The 25,846-nt window shown below is 38.8% G+C and carries 27 protein-coding genes; 24 read left to right on the top strand and 3 right to left on the bottom strand.

Annotation, left to right across the window (positions count from 1 at the left end; all coding sequences use genetic code 11):
- Window positions 1-14 precede the first annotated feature (14 nt).
- From EK17_RS05315 to aroA, 16 genes are read left to right on the top strand one after another with little or no spacing between them, the layout of a single operon-like run.
- Entirely contained in the window at window positions 15-497 is a 483-nt protein-coding gene (locus EK17_RS05315) for a DUF948 domain-containing protein (RefSeq protein ID WP_035588282.1), read from the top strand.
- A gap of 11 nt (window positions 498-508) precedes the next feature.
- The gene (locus EK17_RS05320; RefSeq protein WP_035588284.1) at window positions 509-859 is read left to right on the top strand and encodes a hypothetical protein; all 351 of its coding nucleotides are present in this window, start codon (window positions 509-511) and stop codon (window positions 857-859) included.
- Window positions 860-862: 3 nt separating this feature from the next.
- Entirely contained in the window at window positions 863-1,918 is a 1,056-nt protein-coding gene (locus EK17_RS05325) for an AI-2E family transporter (protein WP_035588287.1), read from the top strand.
- Window positions 1,915-2,922 (top strand): phosphoribosylformylglycinamidine cyclo-ligase, encoded by a 1,008-nt coding sequence (gene purM, locus EK17_RS05330; protein WP_035588289.1) that lies wholly within the window; start codon window positions 1,915-1,917, stop codon window positions 2,920-2,922. The genes EK17_RS05325 and purM overlap by 4 nt, the downstream gene beginning before the upstream one ends.
- Window positions 2,915-3,577 (top strand): phosphoribosylglycinamide formyltransferase, encoded by a 663-nt coding sequence (gene purN / locus EK17_RS05335; RefSeq protein ID WP_035588291.1) that lies wholly within the window; start codon window positions 2,915-2,917, stop codon window positions 3,575-3,577. Before purM ends, purN begins: the two co-directional genes overlap by 8 nt.
- Window positions 3,567-4,994: an Asp-tRNA(Asn)/Glu-tRNA(Gln) amidotransferase subunit GatB gene (gene gatB / locus EK17_RS05340; protein WP_035588293.1), complete on the top strand. Its 1,428-nt coding sequence runs from the start codon at window positions 3,567-3,569 to the stop codon at window positions 4,992-4,994. Before purN ends, gatB begins: the two co-directional genes overlap by 11 nt.
- The gene (locus EK17_RS05345; RefSeq protein ID WP_035588296.1) at window positions 4,991-6,268 is read left to right on the top strand and encodes a dihydroorotase; all 1,278 of its coding nucleotides are present in this window, start codon (window positions 4,991-4,993) and stop codon (window positions 6,266-6,268) included. The genes gatB and EK17_RS05345 overlap by 4 nt, the downstream gene beginning before the upstream one ends.
- A 1-nt stretch (window position 6,269) precedes the next feature.
- The gene (accD, locus tag EK17_RS05350; protein WP_035588298.1) at window positions 6,270-7,109 is read left to right on the top strand and encodes an acetyl-CoA carboxylase, carboxyltransferase subunit beta; all 840 of its coding nucleotides are present in this window, start codon (window positions 6,270-6,272) and stop codon (window positions 7,107-7,109) included.
- Entirely contained in the window at window positions 7,102-7,443 is a 342-nt protein-coding gene (locus tag EK17_RS05355) for a hypothetical protein (protein ID WP_035588300.1), read from the top strand. Before accD ends, EK17_RS05355 begins: the two co-directional genes overlap by 8 nt.
- A gap of 2 nt (window positions 7,444-7,445) precedes the next feature.
- Window positions 7,446-8,429, top strand: coding sequence for a 2-hydroxyacid dehydrogenase (locus EK17_RS05360; RefSeq protein ID WP_035588302.1), 984 nt, complete (start codon window positions 7,446-7,448; stop codon window positions 8,427-8,429).
- Complete coding sequence (locus tag EK17_RS05365) at window positions 8,411-8,683, top strand: acylphosphatase (RefSeq protein ID WP_035588304.1); 273 nt, start codon at window positions 8,411-8,413, stop codon at window positions 8,681-8,683. The genes EK17_RS05360 and EK17_RS05365 overlap by 19 nt, the downstream gene beginning before the upstream one ends.
- Window positions 8,674-9,231 carry a tetratricopeptide repeat protein gene (locus EK17_RS05370; protein ID WP_035588305.1) on the top strand — a complete coding sequence of 186 codons (558 nt, stop codon included), beginning with the start codon at window positions 8,674-8,676 and terminating at the stop codon, window positions 9,229-9,231. Before EK17_RS05365 ends, EK17_RS05370 begins: the two co-directional genes overlap by 10 nt.
- Complete coding sequence (locus EK17_RS05375; RefSeq protein WP_035588307.1) at window positions 9,212-10,183, top strand: KpsF/GutQ family sugar-phosphate isomerase; 972 nt, start codon at window positions 9,212-9,214, stop codon at window positions 10,181-10,183. Before EK17_RS05370 ends, EK17_RS05375 begins: the two co-directional genes overlap by 20 nt.
- The gene (locus EK17_RS05380; protein WP_035588308.1) at window positions 10,183-10,701 is read left to right on the top strand and encodes a KdsC family phosphatase; all 519 of its coding nucleotides are present in this window, start codon (window positions 10,183-10,185) and stop codon (window positions 10,699-10,701) included. The genes EK17_RS05375 and EK17_RS05380 overlap by 1 nt, the downstream gene beginning before the upstream one ends.
- Window positions 10,688-11,233 carry an LPS export ABC transporter periplasmic protein LptC gene (gene lptC, locus EK17_RS05385; protein ID WP_035588309.1) on the top strand — a complete coding sequence of 182 codons (546 nt, stop codon included), beginning with the start codon at window positions 10,688-10,690 and terminating at the stop codon, window positions 11,231-11,233. Before EK17_RS05380 ends, lptC begins: the two co-directional genes overlap by 14 nt.
- A complete protein-coding gene (gene aroA / locus EK17_RS05390) occupies window positions 11,212-12,474 on the top strand; it encodes a 3-phosphoshikimate 1-carboxyvinyltransferase (protein ID WP_035588311.1) in 1,263 nt (420 codons plus the stop codon). The genes lptC and aroA overlap by 22 nt, the downstream gene beginning before the upstream one ends.
- Here aroA and EK17_RS05395 read toward each other — a convergent pair.
- On the bottom strand, window positions 12,471-13,241 hold the full coding sequence (locus EK17_RS05395; RefSeq protein WP_035588312.1) for an SDR family oxidoreductase: 771 nt from the start codon (window positions 13,239-13,241) through the stop codon (window positions 12,471-12,473). The two genes, aroA and EK17_RS05395, sit on opposite strands and share 4 nt — an antisense overlap.
- Complete coding sequence (locus tag EK17_RS09035) at window positions 13,234-15,033, bottom strand: diguanylate cyclase (protein ID WP_084675091.1); 1,800 nt, start codon at window positions 15,031-15,033, stop codon at window positions 13,234-13,236. The genes EK17_RS05395 and EK17_RS09035 overlap by 8 nt, the downstream gene beginning before the upstream one ends.
- A 205-nt stretch (window positions 15,034-15,238) precedes the next feature.
- Here EK17_RS09035 and EK17_RS05405 point away from each other — a divergent pair, with 205 nt between their 5' ends.
- Genes EK17_RS05405 through EK17_RS05440 form a run of 8 tightly spaced genes read left to right on the top strand, consistent with a single transcriptional unit; the run spans window position 15,239 to window position 24,923 of the window.
- Window positions 15,239-16,186, top strand: coding sequence for a GntR family transcriptional regulator (locus tag EK17_RS05405; RefSeq protein WP_035588313.1), 948 nt, complete (start codon window positions 15,239-15,241; stop codon window positions 16,184-16,186).
- The gene (locus EK17_RS05410) at window positions 16,167-18,143 is read left to right on the top strand and encodes a hydantoinase/oxoprolinase family protein (protein WP_035588314.1); all 1,977 of its coding nucleotides are present in this window, start codon (window positions 16,167-16,169) and stop codon (window positions 18,141-18,143) included. Before EK17_RS05405 ends, EK17_RS05410 begins: the two co-directional genes overlap by 20 nt.
- Before the next feature lies 1 nt (window position 18,144).
- On the top strand, window positions 18,145-19,716 hold the full coding sequence (locus EK17_RS05415) for a hydantoinase B/oxoprolinase family protein (protein WP_035588316.1): 1,572 nt from the start codon (window positions 18,145-18,147) through the stop codon (window positions 19,714-19,716).
- Between the two features lie 20 nt (window positions 19,717-19,736).
- A complete protein-coding gene (locus tag EK17_RS05420; protein ID WP_035588318.1) occupies window positions 19,737-20,717 on the top strand; it encodes a TRAP transporter substrate-binding protein in 981 nt (326 codons plus the stop codon).
- Entirely contained in the window at window positions 20,717-21,193 is a 477-nt protein-coding gene (locus tag EK17_RS05425) for a TRAP transporter small permease subunit (RefSeq protein WP_035588321.1), read from the top strand. The genes EK17_RS05420 and EK17_RS05425 overlap by 1 nt, the downstream gene beginning before the upstream one ends.
- Window positions 21,190-22,524 carry a TRAP transporter large permease gene (locus EK17_RS05430; protein WP_035588323.1) on the top strand — a complete coding sequence of 445 codons (1,335 nt, stop codon included), beginning with the start codon at window positions 21,190-21,192 and terminating at the stop codon, window positions 22,522-22,524. The genes EK17_RS05425 and EK17_RS05430 overlap by 4 nt, the downstream gene beginning before the upstream one ends.
- Before the next feature lie 6 nt (window positions 22,525-22,530).
- Window positions 22,531-23,250, top strand: coding sequence for an SIR2 family NAD-dependent protein deacylase (locus EK17_RS05435; RefSeq protein ID WP_035588325.1), 720 nt, complete (start codon window positions 22,531-22,533; stop codon window positions 23,248-23,250).
- Window positions 23,251-23,252: 2 nt separating this feature from the next.
- Window positions 23,253-24,923 carry a glutamine--tRNA ligase/YqeY domain fusion protein gene (locus tag EK17_RS05440; RefSeq protein ID WP_035588328.1) on the top strand — a complete coding sequence of 557 codons (1,671 nt, stop codon included), beginning with the start codon at window positions 23,253-23,255 and terminating at the stop codon, window positions 24,921-24,923.
- Here the strand turns inward: EK17_RS05440 and EK17_RS05445 are convergent.
- Window positions 24,920-25,837: a calcium/sodium antiporter gene (locus EK17_RS05445; RefSeq protein ID WP_084675092.1), complete on the bottom strand. Its 918-nt coding sequence runs from the start codon at window positions 25,835-25,837 to the stop codon at window positions 24,920-24,922. The two genes, EK17_RS05440 and EK17_RS05445, sit on opposite strands and share 4 nt — an antisense overlap.
- Window positions 25,838-25,846: the final 9 nt, after the last annotated feature.

The following is a 25,846-nucleotide window of genomic DNA, read 5'->3' on the forward strand; positions in this document are numbered from 1 at the left end:
TTAGGAGGTTTTAGATGGAAACATTAGCACAGTTGTCTTTGGTTGTTATTGGTTTGGTTTATGCAGGTCTTGCTATAGCAGGTCTTGTAGGGATTATTGTTCTAATCAAGCTTTACTCGGATATGAAGAAAAAGCTTGACGATGTTGTAAAGCAGGTTGAACCCTATCAGTCAAAGCTTGATGATATGCTGTATAAAACACAGCAGCTGCTTGCAGTAGCAGAAGGATTGGCTGAGGATGTAAAGGAGTTAAGTTCAAAAGCAAAAGATACAGGTATTGAGGTAATGGATAAGGCAAAAGAAACATCGTTTGAAATTATGGATAAAACAAAGGGTACAGTAGTTGAAGTTACATCACTTGTTGTGGATACAAAAACGAGGGTTGAAAATCACACAAATTATATATTCAATAGGGTTAAAACAATTGAGGAGAAATTGGATAACATCTACGCATTCTTAACGGGAATCAGTAATTTTGTTTCAAAACTTGTAAAATAAGGAGGTCAGCAATGAAAAAGGGTATTTTTCTGGGATTGGCAGCTTTAGCTTTAGTAGGTGGAGGATATTTCTTATTAAAAGAGTATTTAGAGGATGAAAAGGTTGAGGAGATTAAAAATAAACTTGCTGTTGTTAATGATTTTATAAGCGAAAAAGACTTATCGATTGAGAAGTTAGCATCCCTGACAGAAAGAATTACACAGCTAACTAAAGAGGTTATGGATAAATCTTCAGAATTTGCAACGCAGAAGAAAGAATCACTGTTGAGCCTTGTTGATGAGGCAAAAAAAGCGATAGAGGAGGAAAAACAGCGACTAAAAGAGCTAAGGGAGTCTCTTGATAAACCAAAAGCAGATTTGTAGATTATGAATCCAAAACATTCCGGATTGTTTGAGTATATAATTTTTATAACATTTTTGATGGCGGGTGTTTATCTGTTATTTTTTAAGTTGACTTTTGTAACGATTGTTGTGTTTTTATCCTACCTGATTGCCCAGATTTCATACCCGGTTGAAAATTTTCTGATTAAGTTCAAAATACCGCGCTGGCTGGCTGGTTTGTTTGTTTTAAGTGTAGTAATGGGTTTGATGGTGTTTGTGATAACCATAACAATACCGGCTTTAGTAAACCAGATTATGTTGATAAAGGGTCAGATTCCTGCGTTTGTTTCAAGTATAAACGGCTACATCAACAGGATCTATGAAATCATAGGCAATAAGTTTGGCAGCAGTGGCGATATGGCAAAGATAACATCTGCTGCAATGGAGTCGCTAAAGAGTTACCTTGTGAGTTTTGCCGTAAGTAGCCTTGGAGGGCTGCTTAAGGGTGTTTCTGCCCTTGTAGCCCTCCTTTTGATACCGATTCTGTCGTTTTTTATGATTATTTACAGGCAGCGTTATCAGGCTATCATCAAAAATGTTGTATTTACAATTTTTGGTGAGGATTATTTAGCTGTGTTTAGCGATATCCACAATGTGATCATAAGCTACATAGTGGGCTTATTTATACTGATGATTGTTGTTAGTTTTTTGAGTGTTGTTGGTCTTTATATAGTCGGGATAGATTATGCGCTTCTGTTTGGTATATTTGGTGGTGTGATGTATATTATCCCCTACATTGGCGCTATTGTTTCGTTTATTCCGCCTATTATTGTATCTATTTTTGTTCATCATAGTTTTATTATGACGATTGAGGTGCTTTCTGTTTTGTTGTTTATCCATTTTATCTCGGGCAACATTATAGCTCCATATATCTACTCCAAACAGCTTGAGCTTGATCCACTTGCCGTTTTGCTTGCTATTTTGTTTTTTGGTAAGCTACTTGGCGTGTGGGGTGTAATTTTATCTGTGCCTCTTTTAGGAATTATCGTTGTTAGTTATGAAAAATTGGTGCCAATTTTACTTAAAAGGAGAGAGGAATGATCACCTACAAAGATTCAGGTGTTGATATAGATAAGGGCAATAGATTTGCTCAAAAGATAAAAGATTTGGTGGCTGTTTTGCCAAAAAAGGGTGTAATTGATTCGATAGGCGGATTCAGTGGCATTGTTGATAGTTCTATATTTGGTGACAATCTTCTGCTTGCCTTATCAACAGACGGTGTGGGAACAAAGATCGATATAGCTATTAAAGCTAAAAAACACGATACAATAGGCATTGATCTTGTGGCAATGAATGTAAACGATATTATAGCCTCAGGAGCAATACCTGCATTTTTTCTTGATTATATTGCTTATTCAGATCTATCAGACGGTGTGCTTGAGGATATTATGAAGGGCATAGTTAATGGCTTGAAGCAGGCTTCTGCTGCACTTGTTGGTGGTGAAACAGCCCAGATGCCCGATATCTATAAGAAGGGTTATTACGATCTTGCAGGTTTTTGTGTGGGTGTGTTGAAAAAAGAGGAGTTATTGCCCAGGGTGCTTAATGAAGGTTTAGTGCTTATCGGTTTTGCATCAAGCGGTTTTCATTCAAACGGATACTCACTGTTGAGGAAGTTGTTTTTTGAGAAGAATAACTATAGTCTTGATTCGATTGAAGCTGGCAAACCGTTGGGTGAGATACTGCTTAAACCAACCAGGATATATGTTTCTTTGTTTAAAAAAATCAGGCAGTATGTCTTTGCTGCAGCCCATATCACTGGTGGTGGGTTTTACGACAATATAAACAGGGTGCTTGGTAAAAAATTTGATGCGGTAATTGAAAAGGATAAACTGCCTGAGGTTGAAGTATTTAAAGTTGTGCAGGAGCTTGGTGGGATAAGCGATAAAGAGATGTACAGAACATTCAATATGGGTGTGGGTTTTGTTGTGGCGGTTGATGAAAAAGACAAAACAGCTGTTATCGATATATCAAAAGAGGAAGGAATAGAAGCCTTTGAGATAGGCTATATAGCAAAGGGTAAGGGAGAGGTAAACATTGTATAGACTTGCTGTTTTACTATCCGGTAGAGGGTCAAACTTTGAGGCGATTTTAAAGGCTATAGAATCAGGCTTTATCACAAACGGCAAAATTACAGTAGTGGTAAGCGATAACAGACAGGCAAGGGGATTGGAGATAGCAAGAAAGCACAACATAGAGGCTGTTTTTTTTGATCCTAAAGGCAAAAGCAGAGAAGAATACGATAGAGTTGTTGTTGATTATTTAAAGCAAAGGGATGTGGATTTTGTGCTGCTTGCTGGTTATATGAGGATTTTATCTGAGTTTTTTGTCAGGTCGTTTAAAAATCGAATTCTCAATATCCATCCAGCCCTTCTGCCGTCGTTTAAGGGTTTGCATGCACAAAAACAGGCTTTGGAGAAGGGCGTTAAAGTTGCGGGTGCCACCGTGCATTTTGTAACTGAGAATTTAGATGACGGTCCCATTATTGTTCAGTCTGTTGTGCCTGTGTTTGATGACGATAATGAGGAGTCTTTATCTAAAAGAATATTAAAAACAGAACATAAAATTTATCCCTATGCGGTGAAGCTTTTGGTAGAGGGTAAACTTAGTTTGAAAGATGGTAAAGTTTACATAAAAGATACCAAAAAAGAAGAGTTTTTTGTCAGTAATCCAGCAATTGGAGGTAGTGATGGAGTATGAAGCCGTTATAGGCCTTGAGGTTCATATACAGCTGTTGACCAAAACAAAGATTTTTTGCAGTTGCTCCACAGATTTTGGAGCGCCCCCAAATACTCATGTCTGCCCGGTGTGTCTGGGTATGCCAGGGGTTTTGCCTGTATTGAATAAACAGGTGGTTGAATTTGCAATAAAGCTTGGTCTTGCTTTGAATTGCAATATAAATAGATTCTCACGCTTTGCCAGGAAAAACTATTTCTATCCAGATCTACCCAAAGGTTATCAAATTTCGCAATATGAGCTACCAATTCTAAAGGGTGGTTTTGTCGAGATTATGACGGATGAGGGTTTGAAAAGAGTAGGGCTTGAGCGCATCCACATGGAGGAGGATGCAGGAAAAACGATTCATAAACCTGATGGCAGTTATGTTGATTTCAACAGAGCCGGTGTTCCACTGCTTGAGATTGTTTCGTTGCCTGTAATGCATACACCAGAAGAAGCCGGTGAGTATCTACGCTCTTTAAGAAGGATTGTCAGGTATCTGGGTATATGTGATGGCAATATGGAGGAAGGCTCCCTCAGATGCGATGCTAATGTCTCTGTAAGGAAAAAAGGAGAGACAAAACTTGGAACAAAAACCGAGCTAAAAAACATGAATTCATTCAAGCATGTAGAAAAAGCCCTTGAGTATGAGATTCAAAGGCAGATTGAGGTGATAGAGGACGGTGGAAAAGTAATTCAGCAAACCCGCCTGTGGGATGAGAAAGAGGGTATAACAAAGCCCATGAGGTCTAAAGAAGAGGCTTTTGAATATAGATATTTTCCCGATCCAGACCTTGTGCCTATTTTGATAGATGATAGCTGGATAGATGCTGTTAGAAAGGAGATGCCCGAGCTACCTTTTGAAAAACTTGAGCGTTTCGTAAACGACTATGGTATTAAAAGGGAGGATGCAAGGCTTCTGATAGAGGAAAAACAGCTTGCCGATTATTTTGAGGCTGCAGCTTTGAACAGCAAGAATCCTCAGGCAATAGCAAACTGGATTTTATCTGAGCTTTTGGGGTATTTGAATAAGGAGAATAAGAATATAGAGGATACATTAATTAAACCTGAACATATAAGAGAGCTTGTTGAGTTGATCGATAAAGGCACTATAAGCGGCAAGATAGGAAAGCAGGTGTTTGCTGAAATGTATAAAACAGGCAAACAGCCTGAGGTTATCATAAAGGAAAAGGGGCTTGTTCAGATTACAGATCCATCTCAGATTGAACCTATCATAGATGAGATCATTAAAAACAATCCAAAAGCTGTGGATCAGTATAAGTCTGGCAAAAAAAATACGCTGGGCTTTTTTGTGGGACAGGTTATGAAGGCAACAAAGGGGAAAGCAAATCCTCAACTTGTCAATGAGATTTTGAGAAAGAAATTGGGGGATGTATGAGGAAGGTTATACGAAATGGATATGTTATCGCTCCATCAACGGGTTTTGAAGGTTTTGCCGATATTTCGATTGTAGATGGATTTATCGAGATTGTTGGAGATGTGGAGGGTGTTAGCATAGATGAAGAGGTTGATGCAACAGGTTTGATTGTTGCACCGGGTTTTGTTGATATCCATGCTCACTTAAGGGATCCAGGCTTTAAGCATAAAGAAACCATAGAAACAGGGCTGAGGGCTGCTGTTAAAGGCGGTTTTACATCTGTTTGCTGTATGCCCAACACAAATCCCACGATAGATAGCGTTGAGATTGTGGAGTATATAAAAAACAAAGCTGAGAAGCTTGATATCTGCGATCTGTATCCAATCGGCACTATTACAAAAGGCGAAAAAGGGGAACAGTTAAGCGATATGGCATCGCTTAAAGAAGCAGGTTGTGTTGCGTTTTCTGATGATGGCAGGCCTGTTATGAACGCCAATGTTTTAAGAAAAGCGCTTATCTATGCTGAAGATTTAAATCTACCTCTGACTTTGCATGAGGAGGATTTAAACTTAAGCGGTGATGGTGTTGTAAATGAGGGCAGGATAGCCTTTGAATTGGGACTTAAAGGAATCCCCAATATCTCTGAGTCAAGCATAATAGCGCGCGATATAGAGATTGCTAAAAGCACAAAGGCACATTTGCATATCTGCCATGTTAGCACAAAAGAATCTGTTGAGGTGTTAAAGAAGGCAAAGTTAGACAATGCCAATGTAACATTTGAGGTTACACCGCACCACTTATCTTTAACAGATGAAATGATTAAAGATTACAATACTTTTGCCAAGGTTAATCCGCCTTTGAGGTCAAAAGAGGATGTTGAGGCGATTCATAATGCCTTTGCTATGGGTATAGTTGATGCAATAGCAACAGATCATGCACCGCATGATGAAGACTCAAAAAAATGCACAATGCAAAAGGCTGCATTTGGCATCAGCGGTTTTGAAACGGCTTTTGGTGTCGTTTATACATATCTTGTTCAGACAGGTGTTGTTTCACTTGCCGATGCTATTTCACTAATGAGTTATAAACCCGCCAGGTTGTTTAACCTTGAAGGTGGTAGTCTTGAGGAGGGTAAAAAGGCAAATATCGTGTTGATTGATAAACATAAAGAATGGGTGGTGGATAGACATAAATTTGTTTCAAAAGGCAAGAACACGCCATATCACGGTATGAAGCTAAAAGGGCTTGTTGTTAAAACTTTCTATAAAGGCAAAGAGGTATATTCAGGAGAGTAGTATGGGAATATTGAGCAGGCTAAGAGGCAAAAAAAAGAAGAAGGATGAAAAGTGGGTTCAGTGCAAAAAATGCAACGAGACATTCTATATTGATGAGTTGAGAAATAATTTCTGGGTATGTCCAAGATGCGGATATTATTTCAGGGTTTCTGCCAAAGAACGCATCGCCATGACAGCTGATGAGGGAAGTTTTAAGGAATTTGATTCCCGTATAACCACAAAAGACCCTTTGAATTTTGTTGATCTAAAACCTTATAAGGATAGGCTTAAAGATGCGATGATAAAAACCGGCTCAAAAGAGGCGGTTATTAACGGGACATGCACAATAAAAGGTGAGCCATGCGTGTTATCGGTTATGGATTTTTCGTTTTTGGGTGGTTCTATGGGGTATGCAACAGGTGAAAAGATCGTAAGGGCAATAGAAAAGGCTATAAAGTTGAGAGTAGGGCTTGTAATTATTAGTTCATCCGGTGGGGCAAGGATGCAGGAGGGTATTTTATCCTTGATGCAGATGGAGCGCACAGCAGCTGCCCTTACAATGCTTGCTGGAAAGGGTTTGCCTTATATCTCGGTTTTAGCCGATCCAACAACCGGTGGGGTTGCAGCAAGCTTTTCTATGCTGGGTGATGTGATTATAGCAGAGCCGCATGCCTTAATAGGTTTTGCAGGACCGAGGGTTATTGAACAGACGATAGGGCATGGCTTACCTGAAGGCTTTCAGAGGTCTGAGTTTTTGCTTGAGAAGGGTTTTGTGGATGTTATTGTTGAAAGGAAGGATATTCCAGCATATATTGCAAAATTTTTAAGGATGTTTGACAGTAATGTAAAAAAACATGGATGATGATTTAGAGCTTTATGGTGTTAAAGCAACTTCACATATTGAAAAAATCAGTGGATTTAAGAAACGCAGCAAGGGTTTTAAAAGACATAAGCAAAGGCAAAGCAAAAAACACCCCAAGGACAGTTTCAAAGAGGATTTTATCAGGCGATTTGGGCTTGATGAAGATAAATTTTTGATTAATTTAGTCAAGGTGGAAGATAGCTGGATGGTTGAGATTTGCAACAAGAAAACAGGCAGGTGTGTTTATCATAACTACGATGTTGTGTGTGGGTTGATGGATAGAGCATGTAAACTACCCGATACAGTTGGGTATAATGTAAATATAGAGGTGTAGCCATGAAGCCAAAGGTTTTAATAACAAGGCTTATTCCAAAAAACGGTATAGATATGTTAAAGGATGAATTTGAGCTTATTATAAATACGCAAAACAGAAACATGAGTTATGATGAGATTCTTAAAGCCTCAAAAGATGTATTTGGCATAATAAGCATGGTTTCAGATAAAATCGACTCCACAATTATTAAAAAGGCTCAAAAGCTCAAGATTATTGCCAATTACGGTGTTGGCATAAACAATGTTGATATAGATACAGCCACTCAAAACGGCGTGTTGTTCACAAACACTCCCGATGTTTTAACAAATGCCACAGCAGAGCTTGCCTTTGGTTTGATTATGGCACTGGCAAGAAGGATTCCAAAGGCAGATAAGTTTTTAAGAAGCGGTAGCTTTAGCGGCTTTGACCCCGTTCTTTTTTTGGGTGAGGAACTTTATGGTTCAACTATGGGCATTATAGGTATGGGCAGAATCGGCTCCACTGTTGCCCGTATTGCACGATTTGGTTTCAATATGAGAGTTTTGTATTACAATAGAACCAAAAGCCCCAATGAAAGACTGATTGATGCTGAAAGGGTTGAGCTTGATGAGCTTTTGAAAAATAGCGATGTAGTTGTTGTAACAGCTCCACTGAATGATGATAGCAGGCATATGATTTCAAAAAAAGAATTTGCCCTGATGAAGGATGATGCGATATTTGTCAATGTGGGAAGAGGAGAGGTTGTTGATACCGACGCTTTAATTGAAAAGGCAAAAACTGCCCCGCTATTTAAAGTTGGTCTTGATGTGTATGAAAATGAGCCGAATTTTGATGAAAGGCTTCTTGAGTTAAAAAACTGCATTCTTCTGCCGCATATTGGCTCAGCAACAAGAAAAACACGCATGAAGATGGCAGAAATTGTTGCCACAAACATGATCAGGGTTAAAAACGGCCAATGCCCGTTGTATGCTGTAAATGGAGGTCAACTATGCCGTGCAAACGACTGAGAATTACAGGTGTTGTGCAGGGTGTAGGATATAGAGCGTGGGCAAAAAGGCTTGCCGATATGCTTAATGTGAAGGGTTATGTGAGAAATATGGATGATGGTAGCGTAGAAATGGTTGTGTGTGCGGATGATAATATTATCAATGTTATGATTAATGCTGCAAAAAAGGGTCCTGCTGCAAGTGTTGTTAAAGATGTTGAGGTATTTGATAGCGATTTTGTAGCCAAATCTGAGGGGTTTGAAATATGGATGTAAAGAAAAAAAGCGAAGAGTTGCTTCAATACGGAATAGAAAGCTTTCTTAACAATAGATTTGATAAATCCAAAATGTTCTTTTCTATGGTTTTATCGATGGAGCCTGAAAACAAGATAGCACGCTTTGGTGTGGTGTGTATTGATGCCATCGAGGATGGGCTTGTTGAGGCAAAAGAGATGTTTAGCGTATTTGTGTTTTCTGACACACGCCAACAGGATGCAATTATGGAGGTGTTTGAGCATTACCAGAACAGTATAAACTCTCCAGAAAGTGATGTGGATTACCTCTACGATGTATTATCGCTTTACAATGTTAAAGCCACAACAATTGGTGAGGATCTATATCTTTCAAAGATCGAACCTGATAAAAACAAAACTGTTAACACAAATATGCTGCTTGGCAGGGTGTATGAAAAGATGGGAGATTATTCTAAGGCGATAGACCATTTTGCAAAGGCGTTTAAGATGAAGCCGTTTGATGAAGATTTAATGAAAGAACTTATTGAGATGGTGAGAAAGACAAAAAAAGATGAACAGAAAGATACTTGAAGCATTAAAAAGGGCTGTTGCTTCAGAGCTAAAGGGTATTGAAGCTTTATTTAGAAGGATTGATGATAATTTTGTAAAAGCGGTTGAGCTGATCGATAGCTGTTCTGGCAGAGTGATATTCTCCGGTATGGGTAAATCGGGTCTTATAGGCAAAAAGATATCATCAACATTTTCAAGTATCGGTGTGCCTTCTATGTTTGTGCATCCAGCCGATGCTGCACATGGTGACCTTGGGATGATAACAAAAGACGATATTGCAATACTTCTATCTAATTCTGGCTCAACACCTGAGGTTTTATTCATATTGCCTGTTTTGAAACGATTTAGCATGCCCGTTATATCGATTGTGGGCAATGTAAACTCAGAGCTTGCCAGACGCAGTGATGTGGTGCTTGATGCCACAGTAGAAGAGGAGGCAACCCCCATAAGCCTTGTGCCCACTACATCAACAACCGTAGCCTGCGTTATTGGTGATGCTTTAGCGGCGGGTTTAATCGTTAAAAGGAATTTTAAAGAAGAAGATTTTGCGTTTTTTCACCCAGGAGGTAGCATAGGCAAAAAGCTCCTTGTTAGGGTTGAAGATCTGATGCATACAGATAATGAGATTCCATCCGTTGATAAGAGTACAGGTTTTGAACAGCTCATTTATGAGATTTCATCAAAAAGGCTGGGTATGACAACGGTTGTGGATGAAAATAAAAAATTAGTGGGCGTGATTACAGATGGGGACTTAAGAAGGGCGATTGAGCGTTTTTCTGATAAGTTGTTCAATATTAAAGCAGAGGATATAATGAGCAGAAACCCCAAAACGATAGATAGGTTTTCACTTGCTGCAAAAGCCGCTGCAATAATGGAAAACTACTCCATAACAAGCCTTGTTGTGGTTGATAGTGATAACAACATAGAGGGCATAATCCATCTACATGATATCTTAAAGGCCGGTGTTTTGTGATGATTAAGTTAATCATAATGGATGTTGATGGTGTTTTGACAGATGGAAGAATCATTCTTGATGACAACGGCGTTGAGTATAAGTTTTTTGATGTGAAAGACGGGCATATATTTCACATAGCATTCAATTTTGGTATAAAAATAGCTCTTATCAGTGGCAGATATTCAAAGGTTACACAGATTAGAGCAGAGCAATTGGGTGTTGAAGATGTTTTTCAAAATCAGCACAACAAGATGGATGCATACAGACAATTAAAGGGCAAATATGGGCTTAAAGATGATGAGATTGCCTACATTGGCGATGATGTTATCGATATCCCGCCCATGATTGCCTGTGGTTTTGCTGCATGTCCTGCTGATGCTGTTGAGGAGGTTAAAAAAGTCAGCGATTATGTGTCTCCTTTTGGTGGCGGAAGGGGAGCAGTTAGAGATATTGTTGAGTTGATTTTTAAAAAGAACGGTCTGTGGGATAGAATGATGGAGAAATATCTAAATCCGGATAAAAATGGCCTTTTATAAAAAACTCACCCTTTATCTGGGTTATTTTTCTTTGGCTTTACTTTTTGGCGTGGTAGCCTTTGTGTTTGTAGGTTTTATGCAGAAGGATGCTGTTATTAACACATCTGTTTCGTTTAAAATAAAAGAGAAAGCAAAAGGCGTTGATATCTACAGAAAGGCAAAAAGAACATACCATATCAAAGCAGTGTCTATGGAAAAACTAAAGAACAATGTCGTAAGATTGTATGATCCAAAGTTGTGGATAATGCCGCACGATAAAGAGCCTATAACTTTTATTAAAGCCAGATACGCCCTGATTTATCCAGATAACGATGTTTATGCCTATGGCGGTGTCAGCTTAAAAAGAAGCGATCTAAATATATTTTCAAAAGATGCCCGTTTTGATGCACAAAAAGATGTTATTTATTCAAAAAATCCTTTCAGTGGTTATAATAAAAGCTCTGTTTTTAAGGGTAAAAGCTTTAAATATCTAACAAAAAACAGTGAGCTTATTGTATGGGGAGTTGATATATGGCTAAAACAAAAACATTAAGACCCGCAAGCGATAAATCGATCTCTCACAGGGCTGTTTTGATTCCATCACTTGCTAAGGGCAAGACGGTTGTAAATAATTTTTTATTTTGTGAGGATACACTTAAGTCTATTAAGGCCATGCAGGCAATGGGTGTTAAAATAGAGATGGATTACAATCGTATTGTGGTTTACGGTAGCGCAAAAAAACTGAGTGAGCCTGATGATGTAATTTATCTGGGCAATTCAGGAACATCGATGAGGCTTATAAGTGGTATTGTTGCTGGTGGTGGTTTTATGAGTGTTTTAACCGGTGATGCCTCTCTAAGAAAGCGTCCTATGCAGAGGATTATTGAGCCGTTAACAAGAATGGGTGCTTCTGTCTTGTCAAAAGAAGGCGGTTATGCTCCACTTGCCATAAAGGGCTCAAAGGATCTAAAACCCATCAGGCATATTTCTAAAATCGCCTCAGCTCAGGTAAAATCGGCAATTCTTCTGGCGGGTTTATTTTCTAAAGAAACAGTTGAGGTTGTTGAACCCATTAAGTCTCGCAACCATACGGAGAATATGTTGAAATTCTTTGGCGTTGATGTGGTTGATGTGTCAAACAGTGTAGCATTGGGTAAAAACAGAGAGCCTGCTGGCGATGTTGAAATCAATGTTCCTGCGGATATATCCTCAGCTGCATATTTTATGGTATATGCTGCCATGAAGCCTTTTAAGTCGGTTTTGCTAAAGGATGTCAATATAAATCCAACAAGGGACGGCATTGTAGAGATATTTAAACAATGCGGGATAGATTTTGAGATAGTCAACAGAAGAGTAGAGGGGTTTGAAGAGGTTGCAGATATTGTAGTAAATTATACATCAAAAATAAAACCGTTTGTGATAGACAAACCGCTTATACCAAAACTGATCGATGAAATTCCGATTCTGTCTGTTTTAGCGCTTAAGGCAGATGGTGTTAGTATAATAAGGGATGCAAGAGAACTCAGAAAAAAAGAAAGTGACCGCATAAAAGCGATGGTTGAAAATCTCAGAAGAATTGGTGCAGAGGTAGAGGAGTTTGAGGATGGTTATGCCATCAGACAAGCCACAAACCTCAAACCCTCATACATAGAAACATACAACGATCACAGGATTGCTATGAGTTTTCTCATTTTAAGGGAGGTGTTTGATTTGCCTCTCAATATTAAAGAAACCCGCTCCATTTTGACATCGTATCCCAATTTTACAGAGCATCTAAATTACCTGAATTTTTAGAAATTTTTGTAGTTTTTTATGTTCAAAATAGAGCTTGCCTGCTGTGTAGGCATTAAAACCATATCCTCCACACAGACATGCTGCGGTAGATTTACACTGAAAAAAACTGCCTCTGCTACATCCTCTGCCGTTAGAGGTTTTATATTCTCATAAACCTTTTTTGCCTTTTCTTTGTCGCCTTTGAATCTTACTATAGAAAACTCTGTCTCCACCATACCAGGGTCGATGCTTATAACCCTGATATCATAACCTAAAACATCCATCCTTAAGGCTTTTGATAGATGTTTGACGGCTGCTTTGGTAGCACAGTAAACATTGCCTCTTGGATAGGTTTCATGACCTGCAATTGATGCTATGTTGACAATTGTCCCGTAATTTTTCTCTACCATTTTTGGTAAAATTGCCCTTGTGACATAGAGCAAACCCTTTATGTTTGTGTCGATCATAACCTCCCAGTCATCCACATCACCTTCCTGAAAAAAACTCAAGCCAGCGGCAAGCCCTGCGTTGTTTATAAGAATATCGATATCTGAAAAATCATCTGGCAAATGGGATAGATACTCAAATACATCATCCCTTTTTCTTACATCAAGCTGAACTGGCAAAACCCTGACATTGTAGTTTTTTTCAAGTTCATCTTTGATTTGCATAAGCCTTTCAAGCCTTCTTGCAACCAAGACAAGGTTTATGTTGTTTTGAGCAAATTTTTTAGCCACAGCAAGTCCGATACCGCTTGATGCACCAGTAATTAATGCGGTTTTAGCCATTTTTTTCCTCCCTGTATCTTACTACCATATTTTTACCTTTGCTTTTAGCAATATAAAGCGCTTTGTCTGCAAGTTCAATAGCTTCGTATATATCCTCTGTATCCCTTGGAACCATCGCATATCCAATGCTTGTTGTAATCTTTATTGTGTGGTTGTTGTATTTTATTCTTTCCTGTTCTATCGATTTTCTAAACCCTTCAAGCAAACCAAACACCTCATCATCGTCTATATCTTGTATTAAAACCAAAAACTCCTCACCTCCATATCTGATTATTAAGTCTGAACCGCGTTTGAAATGCTCTTTTAGATGCTCAGCAAAAGCCTTTAAAACCTTATCGCCTGCAACATGACCATAGGTGTCGTTTATCTTTTTGAAATCATCAAGGTCTAACATAGCAACTGCGATATTAAACGAGTGCCTTTTTGCCGATGCCGTTAATGTTTGGAGTGTTTCTTCTAAAAATCTTCTGTTGTAAAGTCCCGTTAGGTTATCGTGAAGCGATAGCTCCTTAAGTGATGCTGTAAGTTTTTTTATGTTGATGTTATGAGCCATACTCTGAAAATATCTGTTAAGCAGCTTTTTTAACCGCATGCTTTCTTTGGTCTTATCAAGCGTTAACTCTACTGCTGCAACGACATTTTTGTTTGATATAATGGGATAGCAAAGGTAAGTGCATGCTTGATTGCACTGCTTTTCAACAACAACGCCTTTTTGAGCATATTCTAAAGCTGAGTAGTTGCAGGGGATTACACCTTTTGAAATAACTTTTATCAATTTACCATCTCTATTAGTATATATGTTGTAATTTTCTATATTAAATTCGTCCAATAACTCTTTTATCAGATCAAAGATTTGCTCCTCATTATCGGCTAACTCCAATAATTCTTTAAGCTTAAGCATGCGGGATGTGTGCTCTATGTATGCGTTTGTGTTTGTAATGAGTTTTCCTATTGCACCCCTTGAGATTACAGGCAGCTGCATCTCGATGCTTGCCTCACCCTCTAAGAGTTTTTCCGATATCTTTGCAACATCTTCAACAGATTTCATCATCTTTACGATCAATAGATAGAGGATAATAAGCGATATTGCTGATGAGAGTATGCCAGGAATTAAGCTTTCTATAAAACTTTCTATGAGCTGTTTTTCTTCTTTTTCCTTTAGGATGTTAAGTTGATCGTTTATCTCTTTTAGATAAAAGCCGCTGCCTATTATCCAGTTAAGCGATGGTATGACCTTGACATAAGATATCTTTAAAAACAACCTATTGTCTATCCCGGGATAGAACCATTTATATTCAATGTAAGAGCCATTTTTTAATCTTAGCTGCTCTATTACATTTTTCAAAGATACATACGGCATTTTGTTTAATTTAAATATATTTTTGCCGATTAGCTCAGGTTTGGGAGGGTCAACCAATAAAACGCCATCTGTAGTTATACACCACACATACCCAACCCTGCCGTATTTGACTGTATTGATGTTATCTATTGCTAATTCTTTTGCAGCTTGTGGTGATATTTTTCCCTCCAAAGCTAAATTTTGAGATACGGTTATTATATTACTTGCAACCTCAACGGCTGTTTTTGCCATATCTTTATACTCTCGCATAAGTAGTTTTCTTTGGTTGTTTATCTGTTTATCCATAGCGTTGAGCTGTGAGAAGAAAAAATATCCGTATCCTGTGATACCGATGATCAAAAGCCCTATGATGTATGTTATCAGTATTCGTGTTTTAAATGATGCTTTTTCAAACCAATTGATCATTTCTAATTGCCACTTGAATTTCTTCATTCATAAATAATACAGTCAAACGACCTTAAGTCAAGTGAACCTTATTTTTATTAAAACTTTTTTACAAAAAACATAAAAAAGTTAACCTAATTTATAAAAAATATCTACTAACTTGAAAAATGAATTCAAATGTACATTTAGAGTTATTTTTTTCTTGACAAAAAATAGAATTAAGCTAAAATTTTAATTAGTTTAAGGGGGAGTTATGTCAGAGATTGATAAATTCTTTATCAAACATGAAATTATAAAATTAAAATTAATCGAGCAGGTTATAGAAAATCCATCAGCAAAGCTGCCACCTGCAAGGGTTATTGCTAAGGAAAATGATGTTAGTGAATTAACGGTTAAAAAGGTTGAAAAGGAGCTTGCCACAAAGGGTTATCTGAAAAGCAATAAAAAGGGTGGCACAAGGGCATCAATAAAATTTGCTAAACAGCAGATAGCTGCATTTATTACAGCCAAAGAGACATTCAGAGGTATTGTTGAGAATCTTCTTAAAGAGGGTTTTTCTTCTGAGGATGTAATGGCTTTAATCTACGATGTTTTGAGTAAGATTAAGGATATATCATCAAACCTGATCTATACAGAAAGGGACGAAAATATAGCAATTTTTGCCAAAAGAGAGCTTGAAGATGCCTTAAAGCTGAAAATTGTTTTTAAACCGTATGAGACTTTGAGGGTTGAGCTTTCAAATAGAATGCTACAGAATAAAATTATTGCTGTGCCGTTTTTCTGCTCACCACCCCTTGAAGAACTAAGCTACGATGGTGTCAAAATCATTCCTCTAAGGGCAAAACATCCGCTTGAGGGGTTTAGCCAGGCAGGTGATATACCGTTTAACAGCAGGGTGTTTTATATAGCAGCATCAAAGATGGATAAGGAAAATTCAATATCTATCTATCAGGATATTTTAAGGCGAAAATTTAAACTATACATTTATACGCAGGATGAAATTATAGCCAATAAACATCTGCTTGGTTTTGCAGATATTGTTGTTGGATATAAATGGATTATCAGGGCAAATAGCTACATATTCAAACAGGTTAGGCGTGTTGTTGAGGTAGATAGAATCGATGATAAAGAGGGCGTTAAGCTTTTGAGCTATTACATTGAAAGAATGCTGGAGGAGCAAAGTGGAACTGATAGGCGTTGACACGGGCGGGACATTTACAGATTTTATCTATAAAACCGAGGATGGCAAATGGGGTGTATATAAAGTTTTATCCACACCTTCCAATCCGGCTGAAGCTGTGCTTGAAGGGATAAAAAAAATCGCAAAGAGTGAACAATTTAAGGTTATTCATGGCTCCACGGTTGCCACAAATGCTATCCTTGAAAGAAAGGGTGCCTATACCGCACTTGTTATAAACAAAGGTTTTGAGGATATAATTGAAATCGGCAGACAGAATAGAACGAGGCTATATGATCTGTTTTATAAGAGAAATAAACCGCTTGTGCCGCCTGAGTTGAGATTTGGCGTTGATTGCAGAATTAACTCAAATGGCGAAATTGTTAAAGATATCGACGATAAAGACTTAGATGACCTTATAAAAAAAATAGAAGACTCAAAGGCTGAGTCGGTAGCTGTTTGCTTTTTATTTTCCTACTTAAACCCCGACCATGAAGTTAAGGTAAGAAATGTTATAAAACGGTTGGGTTTGCCTGTTTCTTTATCCTCTCAGATTTTACCAGAGTTCAGGGAGTTTGAAAGGGCAAGTACAGTTATAATAAACGCCTATGTTTCCCCAAAAATGAAACGATACATCCAGAGCTTGATCGATGAGCTTGGTGATAATGAGTTGAGGATTATGCAATCAAATGGCGGCAGTATCTCTGCTGAAACGGCAATGGAGGAGTCGGTCAGAACAATTCTTTCAGGCCCTGCAGGTGGCGCTGTAGGGGCTTTGGAGATTGGCAGACTCGCAGGTTTTGAAAAGCTTATAACATTTGATATGGGTGGAACAAGCACCGATGTATCGTTAATTGATGGCAAACTTCCTTTAACATACGAATCTCAGATTGCCGGTTTCCCCGTTAAAGTACCCATGATAGATATTCATACAGTTGGTGCTGGCGGTGGTTCTATCGCATATATCGATAGCGGCGGTTCGCTAAAAGTGGGACCAGAAAGTGCAGGAGCTGATCCGGGTCCAATCTGTTATGGAAAGGGTGAGAAAATCACAGTAACCGACGCAAACCTTTTCCTTGGCAGACTTGTTCCTGAGTTTTTCTTAGGCGGCGGAATGAGGCTTGATAGAGATAGACTGGATATATACTTTACTGAAATGGCAAAGAGATTATCGATGGATGAAATAGAGCTTGCAGAAGGCATTCTAACCGTTGCCAATGCATCGATGGAAAAGGCAATCAGGGTGATCTCTGTTGATAAAGGCTACGATCCGCGTGAATTTACTCTGTTTTCGTTTGGCGGTGCTGGTGGTATGCATGCGGCTTTTCTGGCAAGACTGTTGCATATACCAAAGGTTTTCGTGCCCTTGAATCCGGGTATTTTATCTGCAATTGGAATGCTACTGTCTGATGTGATTAAGGATTACTCAATCACTGTAATGATAAAAAGCGATGAAACAAATTATGAGAAGCTGTCTGATTTATTTGAGCCTTTAAAGAATAAAGGTGTTGAGGATTTAACAAAAGAAGGTTTTGAAAAAGACAGTATAAAGCTTGAGTGCTATCTTGATATGCGCTATCTGGGTCAATCTTATGAGATTACAGTACCGTTTGAAACAGATTATGTTGAAAGATTTCACAATTTACATGAAATGAACTACGGATATTGTGATAAAACAAAACGGGTTGAGGTTGTTAATTTAAGGGTTAGAGCCATAGGCAGCCCTGAAAAACCTGAATTTGCCAAAATTCAAAAGGGCGAGCATATTTTAAAGGATGCTATAGCCGGATATAGAGATGTTGTGTTTGATGGAAAATTCCACCGTGCAACGATTTATAATCGTGATAAGCTGTTAGCGGGTAATGTTGTTGAAGGTCCTGCAATTGTGGTGGAGTATTCATCGACTATTGTGATTCCTCCATTTGCAAGGGCAAAGGTTGACGACTACGGCAATCTAATCGTTGATATAGAGGGGGAATAGGATGAAAGTCAATCCAATAATGCTTGAAGTGTTTAAAAATAAATTGAGCTCTGTGGCTGAGGAGATGGGTGTTGCCTTAAACAGAACGGCGTTTTCTCCAAATATCAAAGAGCGCAGGGATTTTTCATGTGCTGTGTTTAACAAAGAAGGCGATATGATTGCTCAGGCTGCCCATATTCCCGTTCATCTTGGTTCAATGCCTATGTCTGTAAAGGCAGCGATTGAGGAGATTGATATAAAAAGGGGCGATATGGTTATTTTAAACGACCCCTTCAAAGGAGGCACGCATCTGCCCGATATCACGATAGTAGCCGGTGTTTTTGTTGATGGCCATGATAAGCCTGTATTTTATGTGGCCAACAGAGCCCATCATGCCGATGTGGGTGGTATGAGTTCTGGCTCAATGCCTCTATCAACCAATATTTTTCAGGAAGGTGTTATTATTCCCCCAATGAAGCTGGTTGAAGCAGGCAGGATAAACGAAAGCGTGATGAAACTGATTCTTAATAATGTCAGGACGCCGTATGAGCGTGAGGGTGATTTTAAAGCCCAGATTATGGCAAACATGACAGGTATCAAGCGGATGGAGGAGATAATCGATAAATATACGCTTGAAAAGGTGATTTTTTATGCAGATGAGCTTATCAACTATTCAGAGAGAATAATGAGAAAAACGATTCTTGAAATACCTGATGGCAGTTATTCGTTTGTGGACTTTTTAGATGATGATGGTATATCAAAGAAGGATATAAGGATTGAGTTGAATCTCACAGTCGATGGTGATAAAGCTGTGCTTGATTTTTCCAATAGTGATAAACAGGTTGAGGGTAGCATAAACGCTGTTTATGCCATTACGCTTTCTGCATGCCTGTATGTGTTTAGATCTTTGGTTGATGAGGATATACCGACAAATACGGGTTGTCTAAGACCGATTGAGCTTATAACAAAAAAGGGTAGTATTGTAGATGCTGTATTTCCTGCAGCGGTGGCAGGTGGAAATGTTGAAACATCTCAAAGGATCGTTGATGTGATTTTGGGTGCCCTTGCAAAGGCGATACCAGAAAAAATTCCTGCTGCCAGTCAGGGAACGATGAACAATATAGCCATAGGTGGTGTTGATCCATTCAGCAATGAGCCGTTTGCCTATTATGAGACGCTGGGTGGAGGTATGGGTGCATCACCTGTATCGCACGGGGAAAGCGCTATTCACTCACACATGACAAACACGCTGAATACTCCCATTGAAGCTTTGGAATACACATATCCGTTTGTTGTTAAGTCATACGGCATAAGGAAAAATTCAGGAGGCAGAGGCAAATTTGTTGGTGGTGATGGTCTGATTAAAGAGATTGAGCTATTGGGTGGAGCTGAGGTTACCGTGATCTCAGAGCGCAGAAGGCTTTCGCCCTACGGTTTAAAAGGGGGAGAAGATGGTGCAAGGGGCAATAATCTGATTATTTCTGGTGGTGTGGTGAAACAGATGCCGCCAAAGTTTTCTGCAAAGCTCAAAAAGGGTGATGTTTTGAGGATAGAAACACCCGGCGGCGGTGGCTATTTTAGGTTTAAAGGATAAAAATTTACAGGAGGTGGTTTATGAAAAGGGTAGTGGGTTTATTTGTAGCATTGCTGTTTGTGGCTTTTGCGTTTTCTGCAAAGGCGGATGTCTTTAAGATGAACCTCAATGCAATCTATGGGCCAAAAAGCATCCACACATTGGGCGCCATGAAATTTGCAAAGCTGGTTAAAAAGTACACCCATGGACAGGTAGTAATTACCGTTTACCCCGGTGGTAGTCTGGGATTTAAAGGCCCTGAGCTTTTGAGGGTTGTGCGGGATGGTCAGGTGCCTATGTCTGATATCCTGATGGGTGTTGTATCAGGCAGCGAACATGTATTTGGCATAAGCTCCCTTCCAAGGCTTGTAAAATCCTACAAAGAGGCATGGAAACTCTATCAAGCATGCAAACCGCTTTATGAAAAAGCTGCTCTTAAGTGGCATCAAAAATTCCTCTATGCTGCACCATGGCCTCCCAGTGGTCTTGTAACAAAGAAAATGATTAAAACAAAAACAGACCTTAAGGGTATTAAAATCAGAACATACGATAGAAACGGTGCAGAGTTTTTAAGATTACTGGGTGCAAATGCTGTGTCTATGCCGTGGGGAGATGTTTATCAGGCTTTGAGAACCAACCTTATAAACGGTGTGTTAACAAGTGCTGAATCAACAAAAAACGGTAAATTCTGGGAGGTTTTGAAGTATTTTGAGCCGATTAATTATGCATATCCTCTAAATATGGTAACAATAAACCTTGATTACTGGAATGCTTTGACGCCTGCTCAGAAAAAGGCTATGCTAAGAGCCGCAAAAGAAACAGAAAAAGCCCAGTGGGCCTACTCTGAGAGAATCAACAGCGAGGATTTAAAGATTATTAAAGAGCATGGTATGAAAGTTGTAAAACCAACAAAAGAGTTTGAAAACCAGATGGATGCTGCAGCTAAGGTATTAATTGATGAGTTCTTAAAGAAAGCCTCACCGCAGGAGAAAAAAATCATCGAGGGGTTTGTTGGTAAATAATGGAAAAGATAATAAGCTGGATAGATAGGTTAAGCGATTATGCTGCCTATCTGTCTGGCTTGCTTTTAATTGTTATAGTTCTTTTGATCCTTGCCAATGTTTCATTGATGACTTTTTTCAATAAATCGATAATGATTACAGATGAATATTCGGCATATATGTTTGCTGCCTTTGTTATGTTTGGTCTTGCCTATACTTTAAAAGCCAAAGGTCACATAAGAATCAATGTTTTAACATCAAGACTGCCTAATAGCATAAAAAGATTTTTTGAGATTTTTGCAATTGTAATAGCCATGGTTTTAACAGCATTTATGTTTTATTATGCCATTTTGATGGTAAAACAGGCCTATATTTACCAGATGCGGTCAGATACGGTGGCTCAAACGCTTCTGTGGATTCCGCAGTTGTGCTTACCTATAGGCTTTTTTAGCCTGCTTTTACAGTTGATAGCAGAGTTTTTTAAGGTGATAAAATGATTTCAGATCCGATGATACTATTGATTTTTATGATAGCTGCCTTGTTTTTCTTTTTATTGAGTGGTCTGTGGATCGGTTTTTCTTTGTTTGCCACAGGCGTTGCTGTTATGCTTGCATACAAATTTACACTGCCGCCCACAATATCGATCTGGTCAAAAATCGGTGGTCTGATTGTTAATTCCTCATGGAACAGCCTTGATTCCTGGTCTTTGGTGGCCTTGCCTTTGTTTGTTTTTATGGGTGAGATTTTGTATCACACAGATATTTCAAACAGGCTGTTTAACGGCCTTTTGCCGTGGTTTTCAAAGATTCCTGGCAAGCTTTTGCATCTAAATGTTGTTGCCTGTTCTTTATTTGCTGCAGTTTCAGGTTCATCTGCTGCAACCACTGCAACGGTTGGTAAAATAACGCTTGCTGAGTTAAGAAAAAGGGGATATTCAAAGAGTTTATCGGTTGGATCTTTGGCTGGTGCTGGAACGCTTGGTTTTTTGATTCCTCCAAGTCTTATTATGATTATCTACGGTGTTATGAGTAATGTTTCTATAGGCAAACTGTTTATGGCTGGTGTGATTCCGGGGCTTCTGCTTGGTGGTTTATACTCGCTGTATATTGCTATTGCTGCGATAGTTAAACCTTCTATTGTGCCCAAAGATGAAGAGAAATTTACATTAAAGGATAAAATTGGATCTTTAAAGGATATTGCACCTGTATTTACATTGATTTTGATTGTGCTTGGCAGTATCTATCTGGGTTTTGCAACACCTGTTGAGGCAGCTGCACTGGGCGTTGTGTTTTCTTCTTTGATGGCTGTAATATTTAAAACAATGAATATTAAAAATATGTCTGTGGCCATAAAAAACACCATAAAAACCACCGTTATGATTGCATTTATCATGATGGGAGCAGCATTTCTATCTCAGGTTGCAGGTTTTAGCGGCATAACACGTGCCCTGAGTATGTATGTGGCTCAGTCTCATCTTACACCTTATCAATTGCTTGCGATTGTGGGTGTGATGTATCTGTTTTTAGGCGCTATTTTGGATGGTGTGTCTATGGTTGTTATGACAACACCTATAATTTTGCCGATAATGCAGCAGGCTGGTTTTGAGCCTCTCTGGTTTGGCATATTCCTTGTCATAATGGTTGAACTTGCCCAGATTACGCCACCTGTTGGGTTTTCGTTGTTTGTTATTGAAGGGATCTCTGATGAGAATGTTGCAAATATCATCAAATACAGCTTTCCTTTTTTTCTGATTATGATTTTTGTTGTTGCAATTCTGGCTGCCTTTCCCCAAATTGTTTACTTTTTGCCTGCTCATATGATAAAATAAAACTGTATGGACAGATTGAGTGAGGCAAAAGCATTAATAAAAGAAACAGAAAAAGATAAAATAGTTGTTTTTTCTGGTGCGGGAATTTCGATTGCAAGCGGTATCCCTCCATTTAGAGGCAAGGATGGACTGTGGAGCAAATACGACCCAACTGTGTTTGATATTGACTTTTTCTTAACCCAGCCTGCCAAAAGCTGGCATTACATCAAAGAGATTTTTTATAGTTATCTTTTGAAGGATGTTAAACCCAATGCGGCTCATTATGCCGTTGCAAAACTTGGCTGTCCTGTTATCACACAAAACATAGATGGTCTGCATCAGGCTGCAGGCTCAAAAGAGGTTGTTGAGTTCCACGGCACAGCTGAAACGCTTGTCTGTGTTGATTGCAAGAAACGCTACAACCGCAAAGAGGTTAATCTAAATGTAGAAATTCCCAGATGTAGATGCGGTGGTATTTTGAAGCCTGATTTTGTGTTTTTCAAAGAGCCTATACCTCAGCATGCGTTTGATCGTTCCATAGAGCTTGCTGAAAACTGTAAGGTAATGATTGTTGTAGGAACAACGGGAGAGATTATGCCAGCAAGCAGGATTCCTTACCTTGCCAAAAGACACGGTGCTAAAATTATAGAGGTTAATGTTGCTGCATCCAATTTCACATACGAGATAACAGATATTTTTCTTAAAGGCAAAGCAGAAGAAATTTTACCTTTACTTGTTGAGGAGTAGAAATGCCTGATAAACCATCAAAAAATTTTATAGAAGAGATAGTTGAGAAAGACCTGGATGAAAATAGGTATGAGGGTAGGGTGCATACACGTTTTCCACCAGAGCCAAACGGTTATCTTCATATAGGCCATGCAAAGTCTATCTGTTTAAATTTTGGTATAGCCGAAAAATACAACGGCAAGTGCAACCTGAGGTTTGATGATACCAATCCTTTGAAGGAAGGCAAGGAGTATGTCAAATCGATTATTGAGGATGTGAAGTGGCTTGGTTTTGACTGGGAGGATAGGCTGTTTTTTGCCTCTGATTACTTTGAAAGGATGTATGAACTTGCCGTTGAATTGATAAAGAAAGGCAAGGCGTATGTATGTGATTTAAGCAATGAAGAAATCAGACAATACAGGGGCACATTGACACAGCCAGGCAAAGAAAGCCCCTACAGGAATAGAAGTATCGAGGAAAATTTAGATCTATTTGAGCGCATGAAAAACGGTGAGTTTGAAGAAGGCTCAAAAACCCTCCGTGCAAAAATTGACATGGCCCATCCAAACCTCAATATGCGTGACCCTGTAATGTATAGAATTATCAAAAAACCGCACTACAGACAGGGTAATAAATGGTATATCTATCCGACTTACGACTGGGCTCACTGTCTTGAGGATTCCTTTGAACTCATAACCCATTCGCTGTGCACACTGGAGTTTGCAGACCACAGGATTTTATATGAGTGGTTTCTGGATCAGCTTGAAATATATAAACCTCAACAGATCGAATTTGGAAGATTGAATCTCACATATACTGTATTGAGTAAAAGAAAGCTATCTATACTTGTTAAAGAGGGTTATGTTAACGGCTGGGATGATCCTCGAATGCCCACAATAGCAGGTCTAAGAAGAAGAGGTTATACGCCCGAGGCAATTAGGGATTTTGTTGAGAGAACCGGTGTGTCAAGAACCGACTCTGTTGTTGATTATGCTCTGCTTGAGCACTGCATAAGAGAGGATCTAAACAAAAGGGCAAACAGGGTTATGGCTGTGCTAAATCCTGTTAAGGTGATAATAGAAAACTATCCAGAGGATAAGGTTGAGTGGCTTGATGCAGAAAACAACCCTGAAGATAAAAATGCAGGCTTTAGAAAAATACCATTTTGCAGAGAGATTTACATAGAAAGAGAAGATTTTATGGAAGATCCTCCAAAGAAATACTTCAGGCTTGCACCGGATAGAGAGGTTCGACTAAAACATGCCTACTACATCAGATGCGTTGATGTTAAAAAAGATGAAAACGGCGAAATCAAAGAGATTATCTGCAGATACGATCCAGACTCAAAGGGTGGATGGAGCAAAGATGGCAGAAAGGTTAAAGGAACATTGCACTGGGTAAGTGCAAGGCATTGTATAGATGCTGAGGTCAGGCTTTATGAACATCTATTTACAAAAGAAAATCCCGATGAGGATGAGGATTTCCTGCAAAATATAAACCCGAACTCATTAGTTATGCTTAAAAACTGCAAGCTTGAGCCCTCATTGAAGGATGCAAAGGTTGGCGAGAGGTTTCAGTTTTTAAGAAAGGGATATTTTTGTGTTGACAAAGACTCAACAGCTGAAAAACCCGTATTTAACAGAATCGTAACGCTTAAGGATAGCTGGGCGAAGATAAAGAATAAACTGACCTAAAAAAACAGTTTATAAACAAAAAATCCGTAGAATATAACGAGTATGAAGCCGATCCAGCGTGAGCTGTTTCTGTTTTTCAGTATAAAACCAAGCAGTATGGTTGCAGCAACCAAAAAGGGTATAGCGTATGTTTTTGTTGGCTGGTCGATATTTAGTTGACCAAACAACGATGAAAAACCTAATACACCCAAGGCGTTGAAGATATTTGATCCAACAACGTTGCCAACGGCTATCTCCATCTTTCCCTTTCTTGCAGCCGTTGCGCTTACCACAAGTTCAGGCAGGCTTGTGCCAAGAGCAATAACCGTTGCTGCAATGATACCTGTGGCTATATGAAGTAGTTGCGATAGTTTGATAACATTTATAATGGTGTATTTTGCACCAAAATTCAGAAGCACAATACTTGCAATTAAAATCAGCGGATCTTTTATGGTTGGTGTGGTGTTTTCTATGTCAACCTCTTTTTTAACCTTTAAGGCATAGGTTATATAAACAGTTAGAGAAATAAGACTGAAAAATCCTTCAATTAAACCAAACCTGTTGCCCAAAAAAGCAAAGTAGATAAACAGCGTTGTAAAAAGCAGAACGGGATAATCTATCAATAAAGCGTCATACTCGATATAATTCTTTTTTGCAAAAATAAAAGTAACGCCCAAAACAAGCAGTATATTTGTAATATTTGAGCCTGCTACATCTGCTATCACGATTTCTGAGTGGTGTTTTAAAACGGCGGCTATGCTTGTTACAAGCTCTGGAAGGCTTGTGCCGATGCTCAAAATTATTGCGCCAATAATAAACGGTGAAAGCCCTAACCATAAACCTATCCGCTCTGCTGAGATGGTAAAATAGTCTGCTGATTTTACAACGACAGCTAAAGAGATAAAAAAGATAACAGCATTTGTTAATATTTCCATGATGGCTAT

This window comes from Hippea jasoniae, assembly GCF_000744435.1.
Classification (GTDB): Bacteria; Campylobacterota_A; Desulfurellia; order Desulfurellales; family Hippeaceae; genus Hippea; species Hippea jasoniae.